This is a genomic window from Vibrio parahaemolyticus (assembly GCF_900460535.1).
In the GTDB taxonomy this organism is placed as follows: domain Bacteria; phylum Pseudomonadota; class Gammaproteobacteria; order Enterobacterales; family Vibrionaceae; genus Vibrio; species Vibrio parahaemolyticus.
The window spans coordinates 1-26,746 of sequence record NZ_UHIL01000003.1 but is presented as its reverse complement, the minus strand read 5'-3'; the positions used below and the strand labels follow the sequence as shown (position 1 = coordinate 26,746).

Here is a 26,746-nt window from a genome sequence, read left to right as displayed (position 1 = left end):
CGACCAGCCATTAAGCCAAGCTTATGGTAGTTATGACGAAAATAGATGCATTGAACTTTCTAGACCCAGAGGAACTCACACACGAGTTTACACCGATGGGCCTGGCTGAGTTTGACAGTCATTGGTTGACTCAATTTGTTGAATGTTCAGATTCAATACTTGCGGCACGAATTTGGTTGGAAGGCACGCAATCTAAAGATTTTGCGAGTTTTCGCCATAGCATTGTGAGCACGATTAATACCATTGACACACTATTACAGAAGCAGCTCAATGAGATCATTCATCATCCAGATTTTCAGAAATTAGAGTGCAGTTGGGTAGGCGTTCGATATTTATGTGAACAAGTTGATAAACCATCGTCTGACTCCGTAAAAATTAAAGTTCTATCTGCAACATGGAATGAAGTAAGTAAAGATGCGCTCAAGGCTATCGAGTTCGATCAGTCTGCCTTGTTTAAATTGCTCTATCAAAATGAATATGGAATGGCCGGAGGAGAACCCTTTGGTGTGGTTGTTGGTGATTATCAATTACGTTATGACCCGAGAACAAATTATTTTGATAGAGATATCTCTGTGCTAAGCAAGATATCTCAGTCTGCTGCTGCGGCATTTAGTCCATTTGTAATGTCTGCGTCTCCTGAAATATTCGGTGTGAACACATTTGCCGAACTTTCGTCGACTCGAGACGTTGCGGCACAATTTGAACAAATTGATTATGTCAAATGGAGACAGTTGCGAGATAACGATGATACCAAGTTTATTGGCTTAACCGCTCCTAACGTGCTTTTTCGACAACCCTACAAAAGTGATGGTTCTCGAAACGATCAATTTGAATTTCAAGAGAATATTGACGATTCAAATAACGATTTATTGTGGGGAAGTGGAGCCTTCTGTTTTGCTGCTGTTTCGATTAGAGCATTCCAAGAGCACGGTTGGTTTACTCACATGCGAGGAATAAAACAGGGGGATTATAGTCAAGGCATTATTGTTGCTCCTACAAGAAACAAAACGCGCATTAATGGCAAAAATGACAGAGATAGATGCCCTTTAAATCTAAAAGTCTCTGAGCGTAAAGAGCAAGAACTGTCTGATTGTGGGTTCATTCCGATTTCACCAGTTCCTGAAACAGACATGGTCGGCATGACTTCCAATGTTTCGTTGTATAAGCCAAAACTGTACGAAGAGAAGCATGTTGCGACTAATGCAAAACTCACCTCAATGCTCCAATACACGATGTGTGTATCGCGTATAGCACACTACGTCAAAGTTATGGGGCGAGACAAGATAGGTGGCTATCAGGACGCGGCATCGCTCGAGAGGGAGTTTCAGACTTGGTTACATCAATATACAACGGCTTCAGACGAAGCTTCGGATGAACTCAGAGCTAAGTACCCATTGAACGAAGCGAAGATCAAAGTTAGAGAGAAACGCGATACGCCAGGGCACTTCTACTCGGTGATACATTTACGCCCTCATTTTCAGCTCGACCAAATGGTCTCAAGTATCAAATTAATTACGGAATTATCACCAGAACATTTGGTGTAAGGAAAGAAAGATGACTCAGTGGAAAAATGCCTTATCGGAAGGGCAGTTGCAACAAGCTTTAGAACTACTAATCGAAGCAATAAAGGCATCTCCCAAGGATGCCAGTTTGAGAAGCTCTTTTATTGAACTGCTTTGTATTGATGGTGATTTTGAGCGAGCTGATGAGCAACTGATGCAGTCTATTAAACTGTTTCCTGAATATCTTCCAGGCGCTAGCCAGTTAAGACATCTGGTTAAAGCTGCTCAAGCGCGAAAGGATTTCGCTCAAGGAGCGGCAACCGCGAAGGTATTGGGTGAGAACGAAGAACTAACTAAGTCATTGGTTAACTTCAACTTATCAATGGTGAGTCAAGATTATGAACAAGTTTCTGAACTTGCTCTTCAAATCGAAGAACTGAGACAAGAAAAAGGCTTTTTAGCTAATGATACTTCGTTCTCAGACGTGCGGGATATTGATGATCGTTTAGGTGGTTACATTGAGCTGTTTTCTACCGCAGGCAACTACTTCCTCGTCCCTATTGCTAGCATCAACACTTTAGAAATCAAATCTGCTACCTCTTTGCTAGAAAGTGTTTGGCGCCCCGTTGAGTTTGACATTGACGGTTTAGGTGAAGGTGAAGGCCATATGCCGATGACTTACGTGGATTCAGAAAGTGATGCTCAGAAACTAGGTCGTGAAACGGATTGGGAACAAATAGCTGACAAAGAAGTTTACTTAGGTTTAGGCCTGAAGTGTTGGCTTGTCGGTGAAATGGCGCTGCCGATTTCTGACTTACAAAATCTACAAGTAACAAAAGAGTTGGCGTAAGAGCAATTATGGCTTTAACGGTTTCACTGCTAGACAAGTTGATTGATAGCGACCCAACTACCAGAGAAGAAAAAGATTTTCCTGTCAGTCAGCAACACATGCTCAATGGTTTGTTAAGAGACTTAGAGTCGATGCTTAATAGTCGTATTGGTTGGAAAAATATTCACGAAGACTTTTTAGAAGTTAGATACTCAATTCTGAACTATGGGTTACCTGATTTTTCATCAATGCCTTATAGCAGCCAAGATGGACAAAGTCAGTTGTGTGACATCGTTTATGAAGCTATTCGGGAGTTTGAACCTCGGTTAAGAAATCCGCACGTTCAAATTTCTGATGAAAAAAATGCGATAGATCGAACCTTACGGTTAGAAATTAGCGCAACTTGTTTGATTGATAATGACATCCACGAGTTGAAATTCAATTCGGAAGTCGAGCCAGTGAACTTAGGAATGAAGTTGAGTCGAGCGAAATGAGTGAAGAGTTTCTAAAATACTACAATCGTGAATTGGCCTATCTGCGACACAAAGGACAAGAGTTTGGCGAGCAATATCCTAAAATTGCGGCTAGGTTACGTATCAGCGAAGAACAAGTTGAAGACCCACATGTTGAACGTCTGTTGGAAGGTTGTGCTTTTTTAACCGCTCGGATAAGACAAAGTCTGGATAACAGTTACCCACAGTTTACGGAATCACTGATGGGACAGCTATATCCGGACTTTCATGCGCCAATTCCTTCGATGTCCGTGATTAAATTGAACTGTTCAGAGTCAACCACTAGTTCATTTGCTATTCCTGTGGGTGAAAGAGTCGAAGTTAGTGCCCCTGGATATCAAGATTGCCAGTTTCGAACCGGTTACCCGACAACAATGTATCCACTCGATATTATCTCTGGTTCATTTGAGAACGCGCCTTTCAAGCCTACTGGCTCTAAGTGGGAGCATAATGCGCACTCTGTACTAAGGTGTCAGCTGAGTGCTCATGATTCAGAGTCATCTATCAATTCCATGGGTATCGATTGTTTGCGTTTGTACTTAAATGGACAGACGCAATTAACACTCAAGCTATATCAAATGTTATTCCAAAGTTTGATTGGTCTTTCAATCGTGTTTGATGGTAAAGAGATCATGCCTCTAACTAAGAGGCATCTTCAATCGGTTGGTTTTGGGGACGAGGAGCAAGTCGTTCCTTACAGTAAGAGAAGTTTTTCGGGATCTCGTTTATTGGTCGAGTACCTTCATTTCCCAGAAAAATTCATGTTCTTTGACTTGATTGAGCTCGGCTTAGATAAGTTAGAGATTCAAGGGCAGGTCGAGATTTGCTTTTACTTCGATACAAGCGATGACTGGCTACCAAAGCAAGTAGACGAGGAAAGTGTCATGGTTGGCTGTGTTCCCATTGTAAATCTGTTCAAATCAACCATGGAACCTAAACGTCTCCTTCCAACAGAGTACGAGTATCAATTATCTCCTCAGTACCAAGATGCAGAGAGTAATGAAGTTGTCTCGATTTCTGATGTTACCTTGAGAAACTGGAACAAAACTTACGAGCACTTACCCTGCTACCATTCAGGAGAGCACACGCACTACATGAGCGCGAGTGAAGTGTATTGGTTAATGAGACGAGAGGACAAAAACTGGGCCGGTGGCTACGATGAGCCTGGTCGAGAGACTTATGTTTCTTTTGTTGATAAGCAATACCAGTTGTTCAGCCCTGAAAGCAGAGATAATTGGCTGATGTATGTGGAAGCTGAGTGTTGCAATCGTAATTTGCCACAAAAAATTCCATTTGGTGGCGGGCTACCAAAGGTTCAGTTACCCAATGTTGATGATAATTTTAAATCAATTAGGTGCTTAACGTCTCTCTCCGAAACGCTTAGGCCAGAGATGGATGAAAGCACACGATGGCAGCTTACCAAGCTATTAACATTGAACCATTTTACTGAAGCTGACGGCCTAGCAACGTTAAAACAAACATTGAACTTGTATGCATTTGCAGGCACGGCCGAAACAAAAGCCGTTATAGATGCTCTAGTCAAGCTAGAGTTTGAACATACAACCGGTAGGGTTAGTCAGAAAGGAAAAGTTGGTTTTGCACATGGAGTAAAGCTGATTCTAACAGTATCCGATCAGATACTGCCAAAAGAGCAGATCTTTTTATTGGGTAGCGTGTTATCTGTTTACTTTGCTCAATATGCGGAGATTAACGTGTTTACGCAGTTAGAGATTAAGTTGAAATCAACCAGCAGCTCCTTTCACGTATGGCCTGCGCTGACAGGTGATAAGGTGTTGTTATGAGCTCAGAGGACTTCTACCGCGAGCTAAAGCAACGTTCTTTGTTTGAATCTATTCATCTTATTGAGCAAGAGCTTTTGAAAGTTGAATCGCAAATTGGAACAGATGCATTACCAAAAAACGAGAAACTCAACTTAAAGGTCAATGCGTCTTTAGGCTTTGAGAATGCGCAACTCGTTTCTACTAAACCATTAGGTAAAGATAAATTAGCGCTTGAGACAAATTTGATTGGCTTGACGGGGGAGCAGGGTGTACTGCCTCAGCATTACAGTGAGCTTGCATTGCATCGACTGAAAGAAGGCGATCATGCGATGGTGGACTTCTATGACATTTTTAACCACCGGCTTTTATCCCTCTATTATCGAAGTTGGCAGTTGAGTCAGTTAACCATACAAGCGCGTGCGCATGCAAAAAATCAGCGCTCCCCATTAACTGATTGCATGTCGTCATTGACTGGCGATGGGAATGATCTAGCACTGCATTATGGCGGCATGTATGCATCTCCAACACGAAGTAAAGGTGCATTGAAGAGCATTTTGGAATGTTTGTCTGGTTGCCAAATTCGTATTCACGAGTTTCAAGGTCAATGGATGCGACTGTCTAAATCTGAACAAACTCGTTTGGCATCGAAAAGTATGCCCGAAGGCCAGTTTGCACAACTCGGTGCTGGTGCGTCACTAGGAAAAAAAGCCTGGAATATCAATGCAAGTACAACAATTGAGTTTCTCCCAAAGGAAAGTAAGCAAGTCAAAAATCTATTACCCAAGACCAATACATTGAAAACGATAAAACAGGTAGCAGGTGACTTCATTGGCAAACACAAGCACGTTAAATGGCAACTCACGACTAAACATAGTCTATTGCCTCAAGTTCAAATATCTAAGCAACAAGGTCAGTTAGGTGTCGGCTCTGTACTGAAAAAACATGAACGTACGGAAGATCGCAACATAACAATTACGGTTTAAAGGAAACATAATGGCTTCATTATCACTTTCAGCGTTGGTCGAAAGATTGTCTCCGCAAGCGAAGGAAACGCTAGAGCAAGCGGCTGCAATGGCAAGTTCGCGTACACATCATAGTATAGAGTTGACCCACTGGTTGTTGGCGATAGTTCAACATCCATCCGGTATTTATTCAGAAGTGTTTGAAGCTTTTGATATTGATGAAAGAAAAGTCGAAGAACAACTGCAAGCTCAGCTTGAAAAATACAAAACTGGATGCCAAACCGTCCCAGGCCTTTCTGCTTATACTGTAACCATGATGCAGAATGCTTTGATGTGCGCAACGATAGAGTTTCATGAAGAACAAGTGAACTGTATCCACTTACTGTTTGCGTATCTTTCTGATGACACGCTAGTGAATATGATGAACGCTATTAGCGCGGAGCTAGACAAAGTCGAACCATCTCGCCTAGTCGCAATGAAAGAGCATGTGGGCGATGGTGGAAACAATACTTCTAAGGCGACGAGTTGCTCGAACTCAGCATTGAATCAGTTCACAACGGATCTTACTGAGCAAGCTAAAGCTGGAAAAATAGATCCTGTTATCGGTCGCGACAATGAAATCCGCTTGATGATCGATATTTTATTACGTCGTCGCCAAAACAATCCGATCTTAACGGGCGAGGCTGGTGTAGGTAAAACTGCGGTAATTGAGGGGCTGGCGCAAAAAATAGTGGATGGGGATGTTCCTCCGGCTTTACATGATGTTGCCATCAAATCACTCGATCTTGCTTTGCTTCAGGCGGGTGCGGGGATGAAAGGGGAGTTTGAAAATAGACTTAAAAATCTCATTCGAGAAGTGAACGAATCTTCGCAGCCAATCATTCTTTTTATCGATGAAGCTCATGGTCTAATCGGAGGTGGTGGTCAAGCGGGACAAGGTGATGCTGCTAACATATTGAAACCAGCGTTGGCTCGAGGAGAGTTACGGACCATCGCTGCAACTACTTGGGCTGAGTACAAAAAATATTTTGAGAAAGATGCCGCGTTAACGAGGCGCTTCCAGGTTGTGAAAGTAGACGAGCCGACTCCTGAGTTAGCGGTAGATATGCTTAGAGGCTTGGTTAACATCATGGGGCAACATCATGATGTTTATATCACAAGCCAAGCACTGAATGCAGCGGTACAACTTTCTGCTCGCTACATCAACGGACGCCAACTACCAGATAAAGCAGTATCGGTATTAGATACTGCATGTTCGCGTGTTGCATTGAGCCAATCTGCCACTCCGGGCGCGTTGGATAGCAAAAAGAAAAAGCTAAACATCAAAGAAGCGGAGTTTCAACAACTTTCCAAAGAGGCTCTGTTAGGCGTAAGTCACGATGAACAGCTTAATAATATTCGATATGATATCGATGAGTTATCTAATCAAGTCATAGAATTAGAGGCAATTTGGGAACAAGAAAAGCAGTGGGTTCAAGAAGCTAAGTCCTTGAGAGCTAAGGTGATAGAAGAGAATGCCGACTGTGACAAAGAGCGATTACAGGAAATCGAATCGAACTTAGCGCTCAACGCGCAACCTTTAGTCTTTTCTCATGTGAATGAATCTTTGATTGCTGAGGTAATTTCTGATTGGACAGGTATTCCACTTGGAAAATTGCAAGATGACGAAATTGAAGCGGTTCTTAACCTAAAAGATAGCTTGTGCGAGCGAGTTGTGGGGCAAGATCATGCTCTAGAAATCATGTCCGAAGTGATCAAAACAGCAAGTGCCCAATTGACGGATGAAACTAAACCTAATGGCGTGTTTTTATTAACTGGCCCTAGTGGTGTCGGAAAAACGGAATCCGCTCTTGCTATCGCAGAGAAAGTTTATGGGAGCGAAGACAACGTAACCACGATCAATATGTCGGAATTCAAAGAAGAGCATAAGGTTTCATTGTTGTTAGGCTCTCCTCCTGGATATGTCGGATACGGTGAGGGGGGCGTTCTAACGGAAGCCGTAAGGCGTAAACCTTACAGTGTGATTCTGTTGGATGAAATGGAAAAAGCGCACCCCGGTGTGCAAGATATTTTCTATCAAGTGTTTGATAAAGGCTCCATTAAAGATGGTGAAGGTCGAGATATCGATTTTAAAAACACCATCATTATCATGACTGCGAATACTGGCACAGAAACCACAATGTCTCTCTATGCAGATCCAGACTTAGCGCCAGAACCGGAAGTTCTAAAAGAAGCGCTTAGAGATGATTTGCTAACAGATTTTAAACCTGCATTTTTGGGGCGAGTTAATGTATTACCTTACTTGCCTCTCGGAAAAGAAGTCCTAACGGAAATAACTAAGTTAAAACTCAACAAAGTATCTAACCGTATCCGAAAACATTATTCGGCAGGGTTGTATTTTGATGAACAACTAATTAATGACATTGTAGACAATAGTAATGAGTCAGGAAGTGGTGCTCGTGTAGTTCAAACCACCATTGAAAATAATTTACTTCCTAAAATTTCTCATGAAATATTGAATGCAATTCTTAATGGTAAGACGTTCGATGAAATTAATGTTAGAGGTTCAATTAAAGAACTAGAAGTCTCACTTATTTAACAAGTTTAACTCTGTAAATAATAATTGAGAGTTGCTTCATAATAACTATTGTTAGTTATAAATATCGCTTAATTTAAATCTAATTTAAAGATATAAAGGAGCGTATTTAAAATGAAGTTTTTGATACATCAATCATTAATTATCATTATTCAGATAATTTAATTAATACGAAATATGTCAATTAATAATGCTCTAGGAGATTAGCATGCAGTCTAATACGTATCTTAAATACGCAGATATTAAAGGTGAAGCGACAGCGGAACAATATAAGGATTTAATTACACTACTATCTGTAGATTGGAGTGTTGGTCGTGAAATTTCTTCTTACACGGGTACAGCAATGGACCGTGAAGCAAGTGCAACACGCCTATATGATTTAACTATCACTAAACTTCAAGATCGTTCGTCTCCTGATCTATTCAAGGAAGCAACAATCGGTAAAGGTAAACCTGCAGTATTCCACATCACTAAGCAGGGCGAAAAAGTTGAAGAAATCATGAAAATCGAACTGACTGATGCGATGATTTCTAACTACTCAGTATCGATTCAAGATGATCGCCCAGTAGAAACTATCACAATTTCATACACTGAAATGATGATGACAGTGACACCTACTGATGACAAAAACAACACTTCTGCTCCGTTGGTTTACGGTTACAGCGGTGTTAAAGGTCAACAAATGTAATTTATTGTGCGGAGGGGTTATCTCCTCCGCCATTTCAAAAGGAAATATAAGTATCCAATGAAAAAAGCAAGTCAAGACAACAACTTTATCCGTATTTCTTCTCCGTTTGGAAAAGATGCTCTTATTCTCAATTCGTTCGAATATAGAGAAGGGATCTCGGAGCTTTTTTCATTGCGTGCTAAAGCTTATTTTAATGATCAAAAAAATGAGCTCAATGAAATCGTGGGTAAAGAAGTAACGATTTCAGTGGAAAATAGTAGTCGTGTTTCTAAAAGTCCGCGTTTTTTCCATGGCATTGTCTCTGCTGCAAAGCTCGAAGGCCAGAGAGTGATGAATTCTCATAATGGAGAAAACTACAAAAATATTGAAATTATTGTTGAACCGAAAGTTAAGTTCGCAGCGTACAGAAATAATTGTAAAATCTTTCAGAAGAAAAATATAAAAGACATTATTTCCGAAGTGCTTTCAGAGCATGGTGTTGCATTTAAATTTGAACTAAAAAATACGTATCCCCAATATTCCTACAAAGTTCAGTATGAAGAATCTGATCTTGCTTTTGTTCAGCGCCTCCTAGCCGAAGAAGGGCTCTCTTTTTGCTTTAGTCACTCTAAATCATCCCATGTCCTAGATATTTTTGATGATGTAAGCTTTTACAAACCCAGTCCTGAGTTTATGGTCGATTTCGATACAGGCAGTTCAGAGTCGAGTCACATTTCTGATTGGAACGAAACACAAGTTTTAACGACTAAATCAAGCCAGAAGTCTGGCTTCAATATGCTAAAACCAGCCTCACAACCCAAAAACGTAGCTGCTGGTGATACTGCACTGTTTACAGTACCTGCGAGTGAGTATTTTGAGTATCTGGGTGAAACAGAAAGTGACGATCAGTACTCGCTTCGAAACACTCACGCAATTGAATCCCTTCAACAGAACGTTTATCTATGTAGCGGAGAGGCGAGTTGTCGAACCTTTTCTGTGGGTAAATGTTTTAAGTTCAAAAAACACGAAGATAAATCGCGAGTAGGAAAAGAATATGTCTTGGCCTCTGTGGCGATTTTTGCTTCTGTGTTTAATCAAACTGGTCTGGGTGGCACCGCTTCTCAAGGTGTTCGTGTTGCGTTTAGTTGTGTGGACTCTAAAACCATTTTAAGGCCGGCGGTTACTTACCCTAAACCGCAAATTAAAGGTCTTCAAACAGCCATTGTGACTGGTAATAAAGACGGTGAGGTATACGTTGATAAACATGGCAGAATAAAAGTACAGTTCCATTGGGATCGTTTGGGTAAGTACGATGTAAATAGTTCGTGTTGGATTCGAGTTGCTCAAAGCGTTGCCGGAAATGGATGGGGTGCGGTGTTTCATCCTCGGGTAGGGCAAGAGGTTATCGTAGAGTTTGTGAATGGCGACCCAGATCAACCTATTGTCACGGGTGCGCTGTATAACGGGAGCCAGTTGCCCCCGTATTCTCTTCCAGAGAAAAGTTCTCAAAGCGGTTTTAAGTCCCGCTCAGTTCAAAAAGGAAACGCCAATTTCAACGAGTTACGCTTTGAAGATAAACCTGGCGAAGAACACATTTACCTTCACGCAGAAAAGTTGTTCCAAATGTTAGTCGAAGACTGCGTAGATATTGTGGTTGAGAACAATAAAGTTGAGAAAGTAACCAACGATGTCACTCAAGACGTTGGAAAAAATGCGACGTTAAAAGTGGGAGAGAACTATACCTCTGACACTGGAAAAGTGTTGTCTCTCAATGCAGGGAAAAGTATTGAAATTAAAGTCGGTGGAGCCTCAATTCAAATGTCGAGTTCTGGCGAAATCAACATTAAGGGCAACAAGATTTCTATCAATGGCTCTGCAATCGCATTGAAAGCAGGACAAATCTCTTTGAATTAAGAGGGAACTGAGAATGGGTAAACCAGCAGCAGTGATTGGAAGTTTTCACCTTTGTCCAAAGAAAACAGGCAAGATCCCTCATGTTGGAGGTCCTGTTGTTATGGGTTCTCCAAATGTAAAAATAGGAGGCATCCCTGCTGCGAGAAAAGGTGACAAACTCGTTTGTATCGGGCCGCCTGACAGCATATCTTCGGGGTCTTCTAGCGTTAAGATTAATGGTAAACCGGCTGCTAGATCAGGGGACTCTACATCTCATGGTGGAAAAATTCTCGTCGGTGTACCGACCGTCCTCATCGGGGGATAGATGCGAATTGGTTTTAAGATGCCTTTATGTCTTATTGACGATGAGGAAGTACAAGTCAGCTCTATTCTCGATGCTTCATTTAGGTTTTCCGGTGAAAAAACACAAAACGTTAACAATGAAGTTTATGAAGAACGACTGTTTAAGCTGATTGCGTCACATGGGAGAAGCTTAAAACAAGCAGAAGTATCTGGTTGTGTTTGCGTATTGTTGCCCCAACTCAGCGACAAAACGCTACTGAAAAAAATCATGCTTGAGATATCCTCTGCCTTAGGTGGTCATCCAAGTACAAATATCTACTTGTATCCTTACGGGCAGGCATCCTTTTTGATGGCTCTTGGAAGAATAAAAAGAGAGTTGGTCTCAAGTCGACCTACCTGGGTTTTGGGATTTAATGCCAAAAATGATGACGTGAATGGTTCGCGTAGTTCGGTCGTGGCGGCGAAATGCGAGCCGAGCAAAGGTGGTTTATTCAGCAGAAACGTTTGTGTTGATTTAGATGCCACACAACAGTCAATCGCAGTAGAGAAGGTCATGCAGCAGTTAGGGCTTAACTGTAAATATCCGGTGAGTGACTTTACTGTATCTGTTGAAGGCGAAGAGCCTATTTGGATGCATCATATTCAGAGCTTCTCACCGTGGATTACCTCCGACACTAGATACCATTTTCTGAATGTGAAGTTAGGTTCGCTTGGAGCCTGTAGCGGTATTCTCAAAGCTGTCTGCCTGTATCAACAACAAATGAACGAGGTGAGTGAACGCTTTCACGCTGTTCAGCTAGACATCGAGCCAAGTGGGTATGTTGTTGGAGCCTTATTTGGTCGAAATGAGAGCGAAAATTCTTAGATCAATCAACACAAACCACATGAAAAGCTTACGAAGTCACGATATCCTAACGGGATAATAAGATAACGCCATGTTTGTGGCAGAAAGTGAATTCGAATGAAGTTTATCCACACCTCAGATTGGCATCTTGGCCGACAGTTTCACAATGTCTCTTTGCTTGAAGATCAGCAGGCAGTTCTTGAGCAACTTATCCAATATATTGAAAACAATCCGGTTGATGCTGTAATCGTTGCCGGAGATGTCTATGATCGCTCCGTTCCACCAACGATTGCTATCGAGTTGCTTAATCGAGTCGTAAAGCAAATCTGTGGTGAGCTCAATACTCCTATGATATTGATTTCAGGCAATCACGATGGCGCAGAGCGTTTGGGTTTTGGTTCTGAGCAAATGAAACGTTCGGGATTGCATATCATCATCAACTTTGAAGATATGTTAACGCCAGTTGTGATTGAAACGAAAGCTGCTGGTCATGTGGCTTTCTATGGAATGCCATACAATGATCCTGAACAAGTACGTTATGTGTATAAAGAGCCGGTGTCGACACACGATGAAGCTCATAAACTGCTTGCCGAAAAAATTACAGAGCAGTTCCAATCTGAGCATCGAAATATTCTAATCAGTCATTGCTTCGTAGATGGTGCTATTGAATCTGAATCAGAGCGACCACTCTCTATCGGTGGCTCTGATCGAGTTAGCCACGAGCATTTTTTAAACTTCGATTATGTCGCGTTAGGTCATTTGCACCAACCTCAAAAGAAAGGTGAGGAGTACATTCGTTATTCTGGTTCGTTGATGAAGTACAGCTTCGGTGAACAAAATCAAAAGAAAGGCTTCACATTAGTTGAAATCGGCAAAGATGGCTTTATTGGGGCGGAACATATTGAGTTAACTGCGCCTCATGAAATGCGTATCGTTGAAGGCGAATTGGAACAAATTCTAGAGTGGGGCAAAACGGATCCGAAAAATGAAGATTATTTACTGGTGAGATTAATGGATAAACACGCCATTTTAAATCCGATGGAGAAACTTCGTACGGTTTACCCGAATGTTTTGCATCTAGAGAAGCCAGGAATGCTAATTGGTGTCGAGCAAGAAATGGCGCAAGCTAAGCTCGCTCGCAGTGAAATTGACATGTTCAAAGATTTCTTTGCTGAAGCACAGGATAGTGAGTTATCAAATGAGCAAGAGCAAGCAATCAGCAACATCATTAAGCAACTTTCACAGCAGTAAGGGCCAAATATGAAACCAATCAAACTCACGATGCAAGCCTTTGGTCCGTTTGCGAAAACAGAAACTATTGATTTTGAAAAGCTTGGAAGTAATGCTTTATTTTTAATTAATGGACCTACTGGTTCAGGTAAAACCTCGATCTTAGACGCGATTTGCTTTGCGCTATATGGCGAAACCACTAGCAATGAACGTCAAGGGATCCAAATGCGCTGTGATTTAGCATCGCCACAGCTGCTAACCGAAGTAACTCTAGATTTCTCTTTGCATGGCAAAGTTTACCGAGTGACTCGCGCGCCGGAGCAAGAAGCTCCGAAAGCCCGTGGTGAGGGCTTAACCGTTCGCAAACACACGGCGTCATTGTATGAATTGGGTGAGACAGAAAAACTCATCACCAGCAAAACGACCCAAGTTAAAACTGAGATCACTAATATTATTGGTTTGAACGAAACTCAGTTCCGTCAGGTTATGGTATTGCCTCAAGGTAAATTTCGCGAGCTGTTATTAGCAACGTCTAAAGAGCGTGAAGAGATCTTTGGCCAGTTGTTCGAAACGGATATCTACAAAAAGATTGAATACGCCTTAAAAGACAAAGCAAGCTCGATAAGCAAAGCAAAAGATGAGTTTGATAACCAAATTCGTGGCGCGCTTCAAGTTGCGGGAGTGACATCAGAAGCGGAATTAACAGAACAACGTGAAACGCTGTCTGTCCAATTCGCGTCAGCGCAAAAGCGAGAGCAGGAATCGCTTGCTCAGTTAAATGCCGTGAAAACAGAAATTCAGAGAGCTGAAACGTTAAGTAATGAATTTAAAAAGCGTGAACAAGCAGAAGCCTCGCTCCATCTGCACTTGCAACAAACTGAAACCATTTCGGCTCGCCAACTCCAGTTAGAGAATGCGAAAAAGGCGAGTAGGATTGAACTGCCTTATATCACGCTGCAAAATGCCGCCCAGCAAGTTCAAGATTTAAACCAAAAGGTTGCCGTTCTTTCTCAAGATTTAAAAGCCGCTGACGACGTCTTAAAAACGAAGGAACAAGCCTTCCAACAGGCAAAAGAACAAGCGAATCGGGTTCCTAGGCTGACAGAGCAGCAATACCAACTTGAAAGCATGACAAGCAAGTTGGTCGAGAAGGTTGAACTGGATAGTGCCATCGCTGCAGGACTTCAGCAGAAATCAGAATTTGAAGAAACGCTAAAAAAATACATAGTGTTTAGGGAAAAACTGACGCAAGACGCCCTGCAAGCGCAAAAAGTGTTGGAGCAAGCTCGCATTGATGTCGCAAGTATTGGTGGTGTGGATGCAGAGATCAAACAGCAGCAGCGTTTGATGTCGGATCTTCAAAAGTTAGGTAATTTAAATCAAGAGCTTTCAAAGTTAGATGCATTGACGTCAAGTAAACAAGCCTCGGTAACTCAAGCCAAGTCTTATTATGAAAACCTTCAACGTGAAGCGGATGCGTTAGAGCTCAGTTGGCATAATGCGCAAGCGGCAGTTCTTGCTCTTCGTTTACAAACTGGAGAGAAGTGTCCCGTTTGTGGTAGTACCGAACATCCTCAGCCTGCTCAATTTGTTGGTGATGAAGTCACAAAAGAGCAAGTTCAACAGGCTCGTCATCAGGAGCGTGAGGCTCAAATCACGCTGAACCAATTGAGCAACCAGTTGGAACAACACAATATTGCGATTGCTCAATACACGCAGCAAATTGAGCAAATGGTTTCTGAGTTGGGGCAGAACGCGAACCTAGAGCTGCAAGCATTACAGGCATCTATTCATCAACTCAATGAACGATTACAGCATTTGAACGCAATTAATATTGCTCAGCTTGAGCAAAGCGTGAACGAGTTGAATCAACGTTGTTTGGTTGGCGAAGGTAAGATCAACGATTTGCAAAACCAGATGGCTGCAAATGAATCGACGATTAAAGCAAATCAGCAGCAGTTAGCGAAATTGACTGCGTCATTAGGTGATAAATACACATCACTAGAGCAACTAGAAAACGACTTGACTCAGATACACAAGCAAATTGTTGAGCTGAATAACGGCCTAGAATCTGCGCAAGTGCAGTTACAACAAGCTGTGCTGGCGAAATCAAATGTCGATAGTCAGTTGACGACTCACCAACAGTGGCTGTTGGAAGCGAATAGTAGACTGGAAGATGCTAAAACCGAATGGGAAAGTGCACTAAAAGCGAGTGCATTTGCTGATGAAGCGTACTTCTTACAGAGTAAAGTGAGTGAACAACAAGCTCAAACTTGGCAACAAGAAATAGATAACTTTAAGCAAACACAAATTCAGTTAGAACAAACTCTTGCGGATTTAAATCAAGCTTTGAAGGCGGTCGAGAAGCCTAATTTAGAAGCGCTTAACGTCAGTTTAAGCACTGCTCAACATTCGTATTTAGAAATTAGAAATCAGCTGGATAGCACGCGTTCACTGTTTGAAGGCTTGGAAAAAGTTCGCAATGAAATTTCTAATCTGCACGATAAAAACCGTAAATTAGAGGAAGAGTACAAAGTTTTCGGTACGCTTTATGATGTCGCCAGTGGTAAAACGGGCAGCCGTATCAGTTTACACCGATTTGTGTTGGGGGTTTTATTGGATGATGTGTTGATTCAAGCTTCTCAACGACTGAGTTTGATGAGCAAGGGTCGATATATTCTAGCGCGTAAAACAGAGGGTTTTAAGGGTGCTGCAGGGCGAGGACTTGATCTCGTGGTGGAAGACGGTTACACCGGAAAAATGCGTGATGTTGCAACGTTGTCGGGTGGAGAATCCTTCATGGCAGCTTTAGCTTTGGCATTAGGCTTGTCTGATGTAGTGCAATCTTACAGCGGTGGAATTCGTTTAGATACGTTATTCATCGACGAAGGCTTTGGTAGCTTGGACCCTGAATCTCTCGATCTGGCGATTCAAACATTGGTCGACTTGCAACAAACGGGCCGCATGATTGGCGTAATTTCACACGTGTCTGAACTCAAAGAGCAGATGGCGTTGCGAATCGATGTTGAACCGTCTAGGTTTGGTTCTACCGTTTCGGTTAAATCTCAGATGCTATTATCTAAATAAAAATCAAACAGTTAAATGAAAACAAAAAAGCCCCTTTATGGGGCTTTTTTATCGACTCTGACACTTATTGTTCGCAGAAGTGACCTTCTTTTGGCGATTGAGTAATCGCGTACTCTCCGTCGAGATTACGATACACAATAGTGTTCCAAATTGAGCCATCATCCATTTCAAATTCAATTGCGTAGTTCACACCGCTCACTATTTGTGCATGAACTGTCAAAATTTGTTTGAATGACGAAAGGGTATCCATTTGTTTCAGGACAAAGGCCATAGCCTTTTGTGCATCAGGGGTAGCATCAAATTCGTTCCACCCACCTGGCATGTTTCCCTGTGTATTACATACATCTGCCGAGGCTGTTACATGTGTCGTCTCTTCTTGGTTTTTTGGTTGGCAACCAACAAGCAACCCCAAAATTGCACAAGTCGACACTGTTTTTAACATCATAACCATCACCTCTATTCATATCGGGTCGTATTATAGTGGTGATGAGATCACGCCATTGTCTATGTTGTGCAAACTTTTGATATGCACAAAGTTAATTCGATGAGTAATTGGATCGAGTTTACATAGAAAATAAACACGATAAATCAAAGATTCTGTTCTTGATAAATCAGTTTACAGTGTAAAAACTCGTGATGTTGTTGCCTACGAAGACTCAATTTACTCGAGAATTGGGGCAGCGTTAAGCGCAATAAATCAAATTTAATATGAGTCATAGTTCACATGTTTGGCGTTTGAATTTCTTATCAATCATACAAAACACTACTATCACCGACCTGTAAAAATAAGCTGTAGTTTTGACTAATTGCAGCGTTCTTCGTCAGTTTGTTGCCAGCGCCAAGGAGGGCGTTATATGAAAAGGATAAATGTCATTGGTAGTAGCGGCAGTGGTAAGTCTACTTTCGCAAAAGCCTTAGCTCAGAAGCTCGACGTTACACATATCGAAATGGACAAATTGTTTTGGAAAGCGGGCTGGCAAGAAAGCACCGACCATGAGTTTTTCAGCAACTTAAAAACGGCCCTCACGCAAAGTGAATGGGTTTTGGATGGAAACTATTCTCGAACTGAAAGCATAAAGTGGCAAGACGTCGACACGATAATTTGGTTGGACTATTCAAGAACGGTGACGTTTTACCGAGCGACCAAACGTGCACTCACTCGTATTTACACAAAGCAAGAGGTGTGGGAAGGGACTGGTAACAGAGAAAGTCTGTATCGACTGTTTACAAAAGACTCCATCGTATTATGGTCTATTAAAAACTACGCCAAACGACGACAAAAATATCTTCAACTGAAACGTGAATTGAGCGGTTCACCCATTCAATTTGTTCATTTGACTAACCCGAAAAAAGCACAAGCTTATCTCGAAAAACTATAAAATAAGTAAAAGCTAAGAAAAAACAAATAGATGGAAATTATTTTTGTGCGACATGGCGTGCCAGATTTTTCATTAGCTGATGAAAGATGCATGACGCAGTTAGAGAAAGATTACGCGCCATTAGATCGAGCGTATTTATCGGAACTTCATCAAAAGCTTACCAACGCCGTATTCGATGATGCGCAGGCTATTATTTGTTCACCATATACGAGAGCGCTCCAAACGGCGGAGATCCTTAACCGCCGTCATGGATTTGAATTGTTTGTCGAACACGATCTGAGAGAATGGCGGGCGGATACTGCTGGTGGTTATATTTCGTTGGCTGAGCGAGACCGGCGTTGGCACGAATATCGCGAGTTGCTAAAACTAAGACTGCCGATGAGCGACGAGCGCTATGAGCATGTGACGGCGTTAAAAGCACGAACGATGGCGGTTTTGTAAAGGTACAGACAATATGACAAAGTTATTGTCGTCAGTCATTTCAATGTTTTTGAAGCTTTGCAAGGTTATCAGGAACAAGGGTTGGCTTGCGGAGATTCTAAAATCTTTCGTCTGTGATCGATTTTCAATCTTATAGAGTAAAATCAATGAGTAATCGCTATTGGAGTTAAAAATGAAATCTATAAAAGCATGGATGTTGTTATGTTTGATCGCGATGTTTGGTTGTACGTCAAAACCAGATGATGTTGAGCCTGTAAACAACTTTGCACTCCAACCATACCTCGGTAAATGGTATGAAATAGCTCGACTGGATCATTCCTTTGAGCGCGGCCTCTCTAACGTTACGGCTGAATACGAATTGCGTGAAGACGGTGGTGTCACGGTTATCAACCGTGGTTATTCGCAAGAAAATAAAAAGTGGACACAAGCCGAAGGCCAAGCGTATTTCGTTGGAGATGAAAACATCGGCCATCTTAAAGTTTCATTTTTTGGTCCGTTCTATTCCTCGTACATTGTGTTCGAGCTAGGAGAAAACTATGAGTATGCCTTTGTCTCAGGTTTTAACCATGATTACTTGTGGCTACTTTCTCGGAAACCAAATGTCGATAAGGCGACGGTGGAGCGATTTAAGCGAGTCGCCAAAGAGAAAGGCTTTACGCTAGATGAGTTGATCCTGGTCGATCAAAAACATTAAATGGTCCAACTGCTGACCTTACAGTAAGGTTCGATGCTTCATAAAGCTCAGTGGTGTTTGTCCCGTTTGTTTTTTAAAAAACGCAATGAATGCGCTGTCTGATGAAAACTCCAAGCAATGGGCAACATCACTGACTTGCCTCTCCTCACACAACAGCTCTATTGCCTTTAACAATCGCCATTGCTGACGCCAATCTTGATAAGACATGCCTGTTTCGGACTTAAACAGTCTTGTAATTGTCTTACCGCTTGCCCCGATTGTTTTCGATAAATGGTTGAGATCAGGAGCAATGAATCCGTCTTTTGTCATCGCATTTCGAAATGAAGTCAAACGACGATCCGATGGCAATGGTAAAGTGAGCTCGAATTGCTTTGCTTGATAAAACTCTTCCCAAAATAATATGGTTGTCGCATTCGTTTTGGTTTGTTCTATGTCCCACTCCCACAAAGCCATTTTATTGATCAGTGCTTTTAGGAGATCGTTAACTTCAATCATCACGATGCTTTTTGGGCAAGAAAATTTGTCGCAATCGAAATAAACAGAACGATACGCCACAACATTCGTCATTACGGCGCGATGTGGAGTATTAGGTGGGATCCACACTGCTTTGGTTGGCGGCAAAATACAAATGGAATCATTTAGGGCAAACGTCATGCATCCTTGTGGCGCGTAAAGTAACTGACCTTTATGGTGCTGATGCATCCCTGAGTCGTGTTTACCAACATCTGCAGCAATGCCGACCACGTTGGCTGTGAGCTTGTCTGCATCAAACTGAGTGTTTTCTTCAATAAGTGCCATTTGTCCGAATTTTGATGTTTTTGGTCTTAATGATGTTAATGGGTAAAGCATAACGCCTTCTATACTGCGCGCCAAGTTAAGTTTGTTACCCACTTAAGCTTCTGAATTCATCAGGTCGAAGTGGGATAGAGAGGCAAAAATGAAAACGAAACCTTCTATTGGATTAATGGTTGTGATGCTGATGTTTCCACAAATTGTAGAGACGATTTACAGCCCTGCACTTGGTGATATTGCACAGTCATTCTCAGTCACCTATACGCAAGCAGCGCAAACCCTATCGATCTACTTTACAGCATTTGCAATCGGAGTCGTGGTTTGGGGGCTACTAGCAGATAAATGGGGAAGACGTCCAACCATGCTAGTTGGCTTGCTCGTTTATGGGCTTTCTGCATTGGTTGCGATGCAAACTGACCGCTTTGATGTGGTTATGTTAGCACGAGCGTTGAGCGCCTTTGGTATTGCGGTTGGTTCTGTGGTGACGCAAACCATGTTGCGGGACAGTTTTTCTGGCGAAGAATTGGGTAAAGTATTCGGCGTAATGGGAATAGGAATTTCTGTCAGTCCGGTGATTGGCATGTTGCTCGGCGGCCAGTTAACCGCATTGGGCGGCTATCAAACCGTCTTTTTTACACTGTTTGTCATGGCGTTAGGCTTGTTTGTTTACAACGTTTTCAAACTGCCAGAGACACAAATTCAGAAACAGCCTTTGAATATGGGTTCACTTCTGGGGCGAATGCTGAGAGATGCGCAAATCTGGCAATCGACGTTATTAGTTGCGCTCTACAATATCGCATTGTTTTCTTACTACCAATTAGGTGCTTTCACATTTGAGGCGTTAGGTTTTAGCTCATCGGAATTTGGATACAGTGGCGTTGTACTTGGCTTAGGTACATTTGTTGGCAGCTTGTTGAATAAATTTTTGCTGGGTAAAGGACGAACGCAAACATCTTTGTTGTGGATCGCATCGATACTGTTGTTGGCTGGTGGGTTTGGTGTCTTTTGGGCTCAAACATCTATTTGGTTTTTAGTTCCAATGCTATTGGTCGTGATGGCGTTTGGCATTGCGATACCTAATGTACTAAGCGCTGCTTTGGTGGATTATAAACAGCAAGCGGGCAGTGCTGGCGCAGTATTTGGGCTGATGTACTACTTACTGATTGGGTCGGGGCTTGGATTGGCAGGAATAATTCAAAACCTAGGTGTAGTACAGACAAGTTGTGCAGTAACCGTATTGTTAGTGACAATGTCACGAATGAAGAAATAGATTTTATTCGTAAAAAGCCCCGCTAAATGAGCGGGGCTTTTTGTTGCAAATTGACCTATCCGAAAAAGTGCTTTCAAATAGTGAACAACTAGGGCTATTTGATTAGGCGAACAACCAATGAACCAGGAGCCCTGATCGACTCAATGTTGTGACTTAATACCGTCCCACTAGTCGGTGCCATGTAGCGCTGAATTTCGTCACCAAAGCTATCGTATTGAATCGCAAGCAATTGACCTTGTTCAACGGTATCCATCATTTTCACTTGTGGTAGAACGAAGCCACCAAACTCGGCTCGAATACTGATGATCTCGTTACCTTCAAGGCAAGGAATGACTGGAGAAGCTTCACCAGAAATCACTTCGTGGCGCTTTAGCACGTTAAAAATCCCCGCAACCGTACGATCAATCAACGCTTGCTCAGTGTAACGCCCCATGCCCACTTCGATAGTAATGCTTGGAATGCCGCTGTTGTTCCACACGGTTTCTAAAACACCTGCGTCCCCCGGATCGTTTAAGATAGCGTCTGGGTTAAGTGAGCGAGCCATTTCCAACGATTGTTCGATACGGAAATCGGCAAACACATACAATGGGTAAGCGGCACCACTGGTTTGGGTGTGCAGATCAATCGCAAGCTCTGCATTTGGCTTAAGCAGATTGTTCCATAATGCAAACAGGTAGCGATTGGCCTCATTGCCGTTTGCGTCGCCTGGGAAAAAGCGGTTTAGGTTTGCTGGTGAGGCATCAGGATCTGCGGAGTAAAAATCGCGGCTGTGGTTCAACATACCCGTTAAGTTGATGGTTGGAACAACAGTGACAGTGCCCGCCAGTTCTTTGCCGATTAGCTCTCGAGCTGTTTTTTGCGCGGCAAGAACGCCGTTGTATTCATCGCCATGAACACCGGCAGTGATCATAATCTTCTTGCCCGGCTTGCCGCCTTTGAATACCAATACTGGTAGGTATTGCCACTGAGATAGGGCATTGGTTGCAATGCGGAACCAGAATTTATGCTCGCCAGCAGGCAAGTCAGTTACGTCGAGAGATTGAATGACTTGATGACCTTGAATTACGTCATCCAGAAATTGTGTTGCCATTAAAGTTGTCACTCCAAAACATCGTTTTGATGCTTATTTGCCATTTGGCTTGAATCAAAAAAGGCGAGAACTTGTCTCGCCTTCTTATCTGTTAATCAGTTTACGCAAAACCCATCACGTGAGCTGCGACGACGACAATGCTCGATAGGGTAAAGAGTAATAGCATAAAGCGCCAGCAGAATTTCGCCCAGTCACCCCAGTCGATACGACACACGCCAAGCGTTGCCATTAGGGACGCAGAAGTAGGGACTATCACGTTAGTGAAACCATCACCCAGTTGGAATGCCAGAACCGCTACCTGACGAGTTACGCCAGCGATGTCTGCAAGAGGAGACAACAGAGGCATCGTAAGTGCTGCTTGGCCAGAACCCGAGGTCACGAAGAAGTTGAAGATGGATTGGAACACATACATCAACCAAGCTGCGGCAACATCAGGAAGGCCGCTGATCACGCCGCCTGCGCTGTTCAAAATCGAGTTCAGTACGCTTGCTTCATCGGTAGTACCACCACCCAGAATAAGCAATACACCTTTCGCACAGCCAACCAAAAGAGCAGGAGCTAGCATGATTGCTGCGCCTTCTTTGAATGCGTCCGCCGCACAGTTAAGGGTCATGCCGTTTAGGCGGAAGATCGTACCGATGATGGCAACCACAAAGCCCATTGTGAAGAACTGAGAAGCGATTTCTGGGATGTACCATGCTTTGGCTACTACGCCCCAAACCACCCAAATCGTCGTTGCGATAACCGTTAGAATAACGAGCGTGTCTCCGAAGTTCCAACGAGAGTCGTGGCTACCTAGTTCTTGCTGACGGAAGTATTTATCCGTACGGCGGCTGTAAGAGTACTCAGGATTTGCTTTGATGCGAGACGCATAAACCATCGTAAAGGCGATACCGATGAGTGTAAAACCAACCCAAAGTGCCATACGAACCGTCATGCCCGATAGTACAGGAATACCAGCAATACCTTGTGCAATCGCAACCGAGAATGGGTTCATCCAAGATGTCGCAAAACCAATCTGAGTCGCAACGTAAGTCACCATTACGGTCGTAATGCCGTCATAACCTAGGCGAACCATCAATGGAGCGATGATGATGGCGAACGCCACCGCCTCTTCACCCATCCCAAAGACAGCGCCGCCCAAAGAGAACAGCAAGAACAGAACAGGAATGAAGAGCGCTTCGTTACCTTTGGTTTTGTCGATCAGACGAAGGATACCGTTGTCGATAGTGCCTGTGCGCATCACGACACCAAAAGCGCCGCCGATCACAAGCATAAACATGATAACGCCGATTGCGCTGCCCCATTTTGAACCTGAAACCAGACCTTCAAATGGGAAGTTCATCAAGCCGATACCGCCGCTAGAAGCGAAGAGCCCCACTTTGTTGTAAACCAGCTCGCCGTTTTCGTCGGTTGCGTACGAGAAAGAAGACGGATCAATAACAGTACGTGTTTTTTCCGCACCATCTACCACGTAAGACACCTGTTGGCTATCAAAGTGACCAGCAGGAATTAGATAGGTAAGAATCGCAGCAAAGATACCAACAAAAAAGATTAAAATGAGAGTGTCAGGCATCTGCCATGATTGCTTTGTTGCAGCCGATTCCGATGGCTGCGCATGTGTGTGAGACATAACTTACTTCACGTCGAATCAAACAAAGCATGAAATATCGATAAAGTAGAATAAAAAGTCAATATTAATGCCTGTAGTGAACTATAAATTCATCAAATATTTGATCTGAAGTGTGTTTGATTGATTTGTATTCATTTATTGGTGAAATGTGTTGTTGGTTTTATATTCAGGAAAATAAATAGGCTCGTACTGCTGACGAGCCTTTTCTCACTCATTAATGCAGACCGTTTAGTCGCCTGATTGCTCGGCAAAAAATGCAGCAACATCGCGGAGATCTTCATCGTTCAGCATACGTAATTGCGCTTTCATCATCTCTGCCAGTGGCCCGGTTCGCAAACCATCCTGATAGGCTTTCATCGAGTCATACAAGTATTTAGGACTTTGACCTGCAAGGTTCGGATAGGCGTCATTACTGCTTAGTCCATTTGTGCCGTGGCAATATACGCAGCTTGGAGCTTTAACTTTGCCTTTCTCAGCATCGCCAAAAGGATTGGCATAAACGGTGGAAGTAAAAATGAGAGACGTTAAAAGGAGGGTTCTTAGCATTATGGATTCTCGATTTAGCGATAATTGACCGTAGAATAAAGCTTCCCCCAAGGGGAAGCTCAATGATCAAAATCAATCTAAAGCAGAGATTTAAGGCTCGATAGGAAGGTTTGAATATCTTCAGCAGAGATGTCTTTGTGTGTGACAAAGCGAATTGGGTTTCCTGGGCTGATGATGATGTTTTGTTGCTTGAGTTGCTCCGCGATGCTTTGGATATCGACTTTAGCATCCAACTTAGCAAACACAATGTTGGTTTGAACGAAGTCAGGATTTACCGAGAAACCCGGTAGTTCAGCTAAACCTTCCGCCAATGCTTTTGCATTGATGTGATCTTGCTTTAACTGCGCGACTTGTTCCGTGATCGCCAGTTTACCTGCTGCCGCTAAAATACCTGCCTGACGCATTCCGCCACCGACCATCTTTCTTAAACGGCGAGCTTTCGCGATGTATTCCTTGCTGCCAAGCAGCAGTGAACCAACGGGTGCCGCAAGACCTTTCGATAAACAAATCGTCATGGAATCAAAGTATTGACCAATATCTTTGACGGGAACATCGAGCGCAACAGCTGCGTTAAACACGCGGGCACCGTCGAGATGCAGTTTCAGATTGTGTTTATTAACGAATTCACGAGCTTCCGCTAAGTAAGACAGTGGGATCACTTTACCGTTGATGGTGTTTTCTAAACTTAGCAGACGAGTACGAGCAAAGTGCGCGTCATCAGGTTTAATTGCTGCCTCTAATTTGTCAAATGGCAACGTGCCATCTGGATTGTTTTCTATTGGTTGAGGCTGGATAGAACCCAGTACCGCTGCGCCACCTGCTTCATATTTGTAATTGTGTGCTTGCTGGCCGCATAAATATTCATCGCCACGCTCACAATGTGCCATTAACCCTAAAAGGTTTGCTTGCGTGCCAGAAGTGGTAAACAACGCTGCCTCAAACCCTGCTAATTCAGCCGCGAATTGCTCTAGCTCGTTTACGGTAGGATCGTCACCATAAACATCATCGCCAACAGGGGCGCTGAACATTGCTTCGCGCATAGCTTGGGTGGGTTGAGTCACTGTGTCTGAACGAAAATCCATGAATATCTCCTTGGTTCAAATTCCTAAATGTATCCGCAAAGGCGAGCTTTGCTTAAGCAAGCGATGGTTTTGGCATCGGTAATGGTGCCATCAATAATTTTTTCTTCGAGCTGTTCTCGTGACAATGTCACGACTTCAATCACTTCATCGTCGTCACACTCGTAGCGATTGGTTTTGGCTAAGTGTTCGGCGACAAACAAATACTGAATTTCATCACAAAACCCAGCAAGCGGTGTCACTTGACCGAGTGGGGTAAATTTTTCTGCGCTGAAGCCAGTTTCTTCTTCCAACTCACGTTGCGCGCAGCAGAGCGGGTCTTCTTCGCCTTCGCGAGTCCCTGCTGGTAACTCCAGAAGCCATTTATTGAGAGAAGGTCGAAACTGATTCACTAAGACGATATCGCCATTGGCAGCGATTGGCAGTATTACAGCAGCGCCTGGATGGTGAATGGTGGTGTGTGAAATGACTTGACCAGTAGGAAGCTGAACGTCTTTTTCAACCAAAGAAATTTGCTTCCATTTATGAATTGTTTTGCTCATGCAGTTGTAAACCCTAGCAATGACCGCAATTTGACGTTTTTGAACATTAACCACAAACGCTGGGAAACAAAAGCAAAAACTGTTGCAAGGCCACGAAAGCGTTTGCACTTTCAGTGAGCTATATCTCATAAATGGAAACTTTGATTGCTCAGCAAAGAGAGAGATAAGCATCTGTTATAAGGGTGATTCGAACAAATTACACTTGTAACAAAGTGATAACAAATGTATAAAAATAAATACACAGCATCAGTTCAGCAGCCGGAGTACGTATGATCCAACCTTCTTTTGCATCCAATGCCGAAAAAGCACTACTTTCCGAGCGTATTAACAAGCTTGCAAAAGCGTTAACTGATGGCGTTTATGAACGCGAACACACCATCAAACTCTGTCTCCTTGCCGCTTTGGCTGGGGAGAGCGTCTTTCTTTTAGGTCCTCCTGGTATTGCAAAGAGTCTTATTGCAAAGCGTCTTATCCAAGCTTTTGATAACAGCAGTTACTTTGAATACTTGATGACTCGATTCTCGACACCAGAAGAAGTGTTTGGGCCTTTGAGTATCCAAGAGTTGAAGGACAACGGCCGTTATGTCCGACTCACCAAAGGTTACCTACCTACTGCGCAAGTCGTTTTCCTTGATGAGATTTGGAAAGCGGGCCCGGCGATTCTGAACACTCTGTTGACCGTCGTGAACGAAAAAACATTCAAAAATGGCAGTGACATTGAACGTGTTCCAATGCGTTTGCTGGTTTCTGCTTCCAACGAATTGCCAGACGAGGATAGCGGCTTAGACGCACTGTACGACCGAATGCTCGTACGTGTGTTCGTAAACCGAATTCAGAATAAGCAAAACTTCAAATCCATGCTGACCGTTGGCACATCGCAAGAAGCGCAAATTCCGGAAGGTTTGGCGATTACCGATGAAGAGTATCACCAGTGGCAGCAACAACTCGATAAACTGACGCTCACCGACAATGCGTTTGAAAAGCTGTTCCAGCTAAAAACGATGCTGGAAACCAAAGTGGAAGCGCAATTTGGCGACGCCGCACATACCGACATGTACGTGTCTGACCGTCGCT

The 26,746-nt window shown here is 43.0% G+C and carries 23 protein-coding genes and 1 pseudogene; 17 read left to right on the top strand and 7 right to left on the bottom strand.

Annotated elements, in window-relative coordinates; genetic code table 11:
* The first annotated feature begins 32 nt into the window (after positions 1-32).
* The 12 genes from tssC (at position 33) to DYB02_RS25365 (ending at position 16,206) form a co-directional block, all read left to right on the top strand.
* Positions 33-1,544 carry a type VI secretion system contractile sheath large subunit gene (gene tssC / locus DYB02_RS25420; RefSeq protein ID WP_005480259.1) on the top strand — a complete coding sequence of 504 codons (1,512 nt, stop codon included), beginning with the start codon at positions 33-35 and terminating at the stop codon, positions 1,542-1,544.
* Between the two features lie 10 nt (positions 1,545-1,554).
* Positions 1,555-2,352 (top strand): type VI secretion system accessory protein TagJ, encoded by a 798-nt coding sequence (locus DYB02_RS25415; RefSeq protein ID WP_025501051.1) that lies wholly within the window; start codon positions 1,555-1,557, stop codon positions 2,350-2,352.
* An 8-nt stretch (positions 2,353-2,360) separates the two neighbouring features.
* Complete coding sequence (gene tssE, locus DYB02_RS25410; protein ID WP_015313304.1) at positions 2,361-2,825, top strand: type VI secretion system baseplate subunit TssE; 465 nt, start codon at positions 2,361-2,363, stop codon at positions 2,823-2,825.
* Positions 2,822-4,645, top strand: a complete 1,824-nt coding sequence (tssF, locus tag DYB02_RS25405) for a type VI secretion system baseplate subunit TssF (protein WP_025501052.1) — start codon at positions 2,822-2,824, stop codon at positions 4,643-4,645. The genes tssE and tssF overlap by 4 nt, the downstream gene beginning before the upstream one ends.
* Positions 4,642-5,607 carry a type VI secretion system baseplate subunit TssG gene (gene tssG, locus DYB02_RS25400; RefSeq protein ID WP_024702001.1) on the top strand — a complete coding sequence of 322 codons (966 nt, stop codon included), beginning with the start codon at positions 4,642-4,644 and terminating at the stop codon, positions 5,605-5,607. Before tssF ends, tssG begins: the two co-directional genes overlap by 4 nt.
* A gap of 10 nt (positions 5,608-5,617) precedes the next feature.
* Positions 5,618-8,185: a type VI secretion system ATPase TssH gene (tssH, locus tag DYB02_RS25395; RefSeq protein WP_029862138.1), complete on the top strand. Its 2,568-nt coding sequence runs from the start codon at positions 5,618-5,620 to the stop codon at positions 8,183-8,185.
* A 205-nt stretch (positions 8,186-8,390) separates the two neighbouring features.
* Positions 8,391-8,870: an Hcp family type VI secretion system effector gene (locus DYB02_RS25390; protein ID WP_005375967.1), complete on the top strand. Its 480-nt coding sequence runs from the start codon at positions 8,391-8,393 to the stop codon at positions 8,868-8,870.
* Between the two features lie 57 nt (positions 8,871-8,927).
* Entirely contained in the window at positions 8,928-10,763 is a 1,836-nt protein-coding gene (tssI, locus tag DYB02_RS25385; protein ID WP_029804558.1) for a type VI secretion system tip protein TssI/VgrG, read from the top strand.
* Positions 10,764-10,776: 13 nt separating this feature from the next.
* Entirely contained in the window at positions 10,777-11,067 is a 291-nt protein-coding gene (locus DYB02_RS25380) for a PAAR domain-containing protein (RefSeq protein ID WP_024701998.1), read from the top strand.
* Entirely contained in the window at positions 11,068-11,910 is an 843-nt protein-coding gene (locus DYB02_RS25375) for a hypothetical protein (RefSeq protein WP_024701997.1), read from the top strand.
* A 96-nt stretch (positions 11,911-12,006) separates the two neighbouring features.
* Positions 12,007-13,140: an exonuclease SbcCD subunit D gene (locus DYB02_RS25370; protein ID WP_029804559.1), complete on the top strand. Its 1,134-nt coding sequence runs from the start codon at positions 12,007-12,009 to the stop codon at positions 13,138-13,140.
* Between the two features lie 9 nt (positions 13,141-13,149).
* Positions 13,150-16,206 carry an AAA family ATPase gene (locus DYB02_RS25365; protein ID WP_029804560.1) on the top strand — a complete coding sequence of 1,019 codons (3,057 nt, stop codon included), beginning with the start codon at positions 13,150-13,152 and terminating at the stop codon, positions 16,204-16,206.
* A gap of 64 nt (positions 16,207-16,270) precedes the next feature.
* On the opposite strand, the gene DYB02_RS25360 is transcribed toward DYB02_RS25365, so the two are convergent.
* On the bottom strand, positions 16,271-16,651 hold the full coding sequence (locus tag DYB02_RS25360) for a cystatin domain-containing protein (protein WP_005480328.1): 381 nt from the start codon (positions 16,649-16,651) through the stop codon (positions 16,271-16,273).
* Between the two features lie 409 nt (positions 16,652-17,060).
* Here DYB02_RS25360 and DYB02_RS25355 point away from each other — a divergent pair, with 409 nt between their 5' ends.
* From DYB02_RS25355 to DYB02_RS25345, 3 genes and pseudogenes are all read left to right on the top strand, one after another.
* A complete protein-coding gene (locus DYB02_RS25355) occupies positions 17,061-17,585 on the top strand; it encodes a shikimate kinase (protein ID WP_025442819.1) in 525 nt (174 codons plus the stop codon).
* Positions 17,586-17,615: 30 nt separating this feature from the next.
* A pseudogene (locus tag DYB02_RS25350) lies at positions 17,616-18,143 on the top strand (histidine phosphatase family protein).
* Positions 18,144-18,198: 55 nt separating this feature from the next.
* The gene (locus tag DYB02_RS25345; RefSeq protein ID WP_029804561.1) at positions 18,199-18,720 is read left to right on the top strand and encodes a lipocalin family protein; all 522 of its coding nucleotides are present in this window, start codon (positions 18,199-18,201) and stop codon (positions 18,718-18,720) included.
* 18 nt (positions 18,721-18,738) lie between these two features.
* On the opposite strand, the gene DYB02_RS25340 is transcribed toward DYB02_RS25345, so the two are convergent.
* Positions 18,739-19,518, bottom strand: coding sequence for an AraC family transcriptional regulator (locus tag DYB02_RS25340; RefSeq protein WP_029804562.1), 780 nt, complete (start codon positions 19,516-19,518; stop codon positions 18,739-18,741).
* A 139-nt stretch (positions 19,519-19,657) separates the two neighbouring features.
* Here DYB02_RS25340 and DYB02_RS25335 point away from each other — a divergent pair, with 139 nt between their 5' ends.
* Entirely contained in the window at positions 19,658-20,782 is a 1,125-nt protein-coding gene (locus DYB02_RS25335; RefSeq protein ID WP_029804563.1) for a multidrug effflux MFS transporter, read from the top strand.
* A gap of 94 nt (positions 20,783-20,876) precedes the next feature.
* Here the strand turns inward: DYB02_RS25335 and DYB02_RS25330 are convergent, their stop codons facing one another.
* From DYB02_RS25330 to DYB02_RS25305, 5 genes are all read right to left on the bottom strand, one after another.
* A complete protein-coding gene (locus DYB02_RS25330) occupies positions 20,877-21,872 on the bottom strand; it encodes a succinylglutamate desuccinylase/aspartoacylase family protein (RefSeq protein ID WP_029805915.1) in 996 nt (331 codons plus the stop codon).
* Positions 21,873-21,972: 100 nt separating this feature from the next.
* Positions 21,973-23,505, bottom strand: coding sequence for a putative basic amino acid antiporter YfcC (gene yfcC / locus DYB02_RS25325; RefSeq protein ID WP_077345889.1), 1,533 nt, complete (start codon positions 23,503-23,505; stop codon positions 21,973-21,975).
* A gap of 228 nt (positions 23,506-23,733) precedes the next feature.
* Positions 23,734-24,051, bottom strand: coding sequence for a c-type cytochrome (locus tag DYB02_RS25315; RefSeq protein ID WP_005498990.1), 318 nt, complete (start codon positions 24,049-24,051; stop codon positions 23,734-23,736).
* A 77-nt stretch (positions 24,052-24,128) separates the two neighbouring features.
* Positions 24,129-25,133 carry a low-specificity L-threonine aldolase gene (ltaE, locus tag DYB02_RS25310; protein WP_005488643.1) on the bottom strand — a complete coding sequence of 335 codons (1,005 nt, stop codon included), beginning with the start codon at positions 25,131-25,133 and terminating at the stop codon, positions 24,129-24,131.
* A 23-nt stretch (positions 25,134-25,156) separates the two neighbouring features.
* Positions 25,157-25,672 carry an NUDIX hydrolase gene (locus DYB02_RS25305; RefSeq protein ID WP_029805920.1) on the bottom strand — a complete coding sequence of 172 codons (516 nt, stop codon included), beginning with the start codon at positions 25,670-25,672 and terminating at the stop codon, positions 25,157-25,159.
* 269 nt (positions 25,673-25,941) lie between these two features.
* Between DYB02_RS25305 and DYB02_RS25300 the strand changes: the two genes are divergently transcribed.
* Positions 25,942-26,746: AAA family ATPase (locus tag DYB02_RS25300; RefSeq protein ID WP_115224162.1), on the top strand; the 805-nt coding region annotated here is incomplete at its 3' end.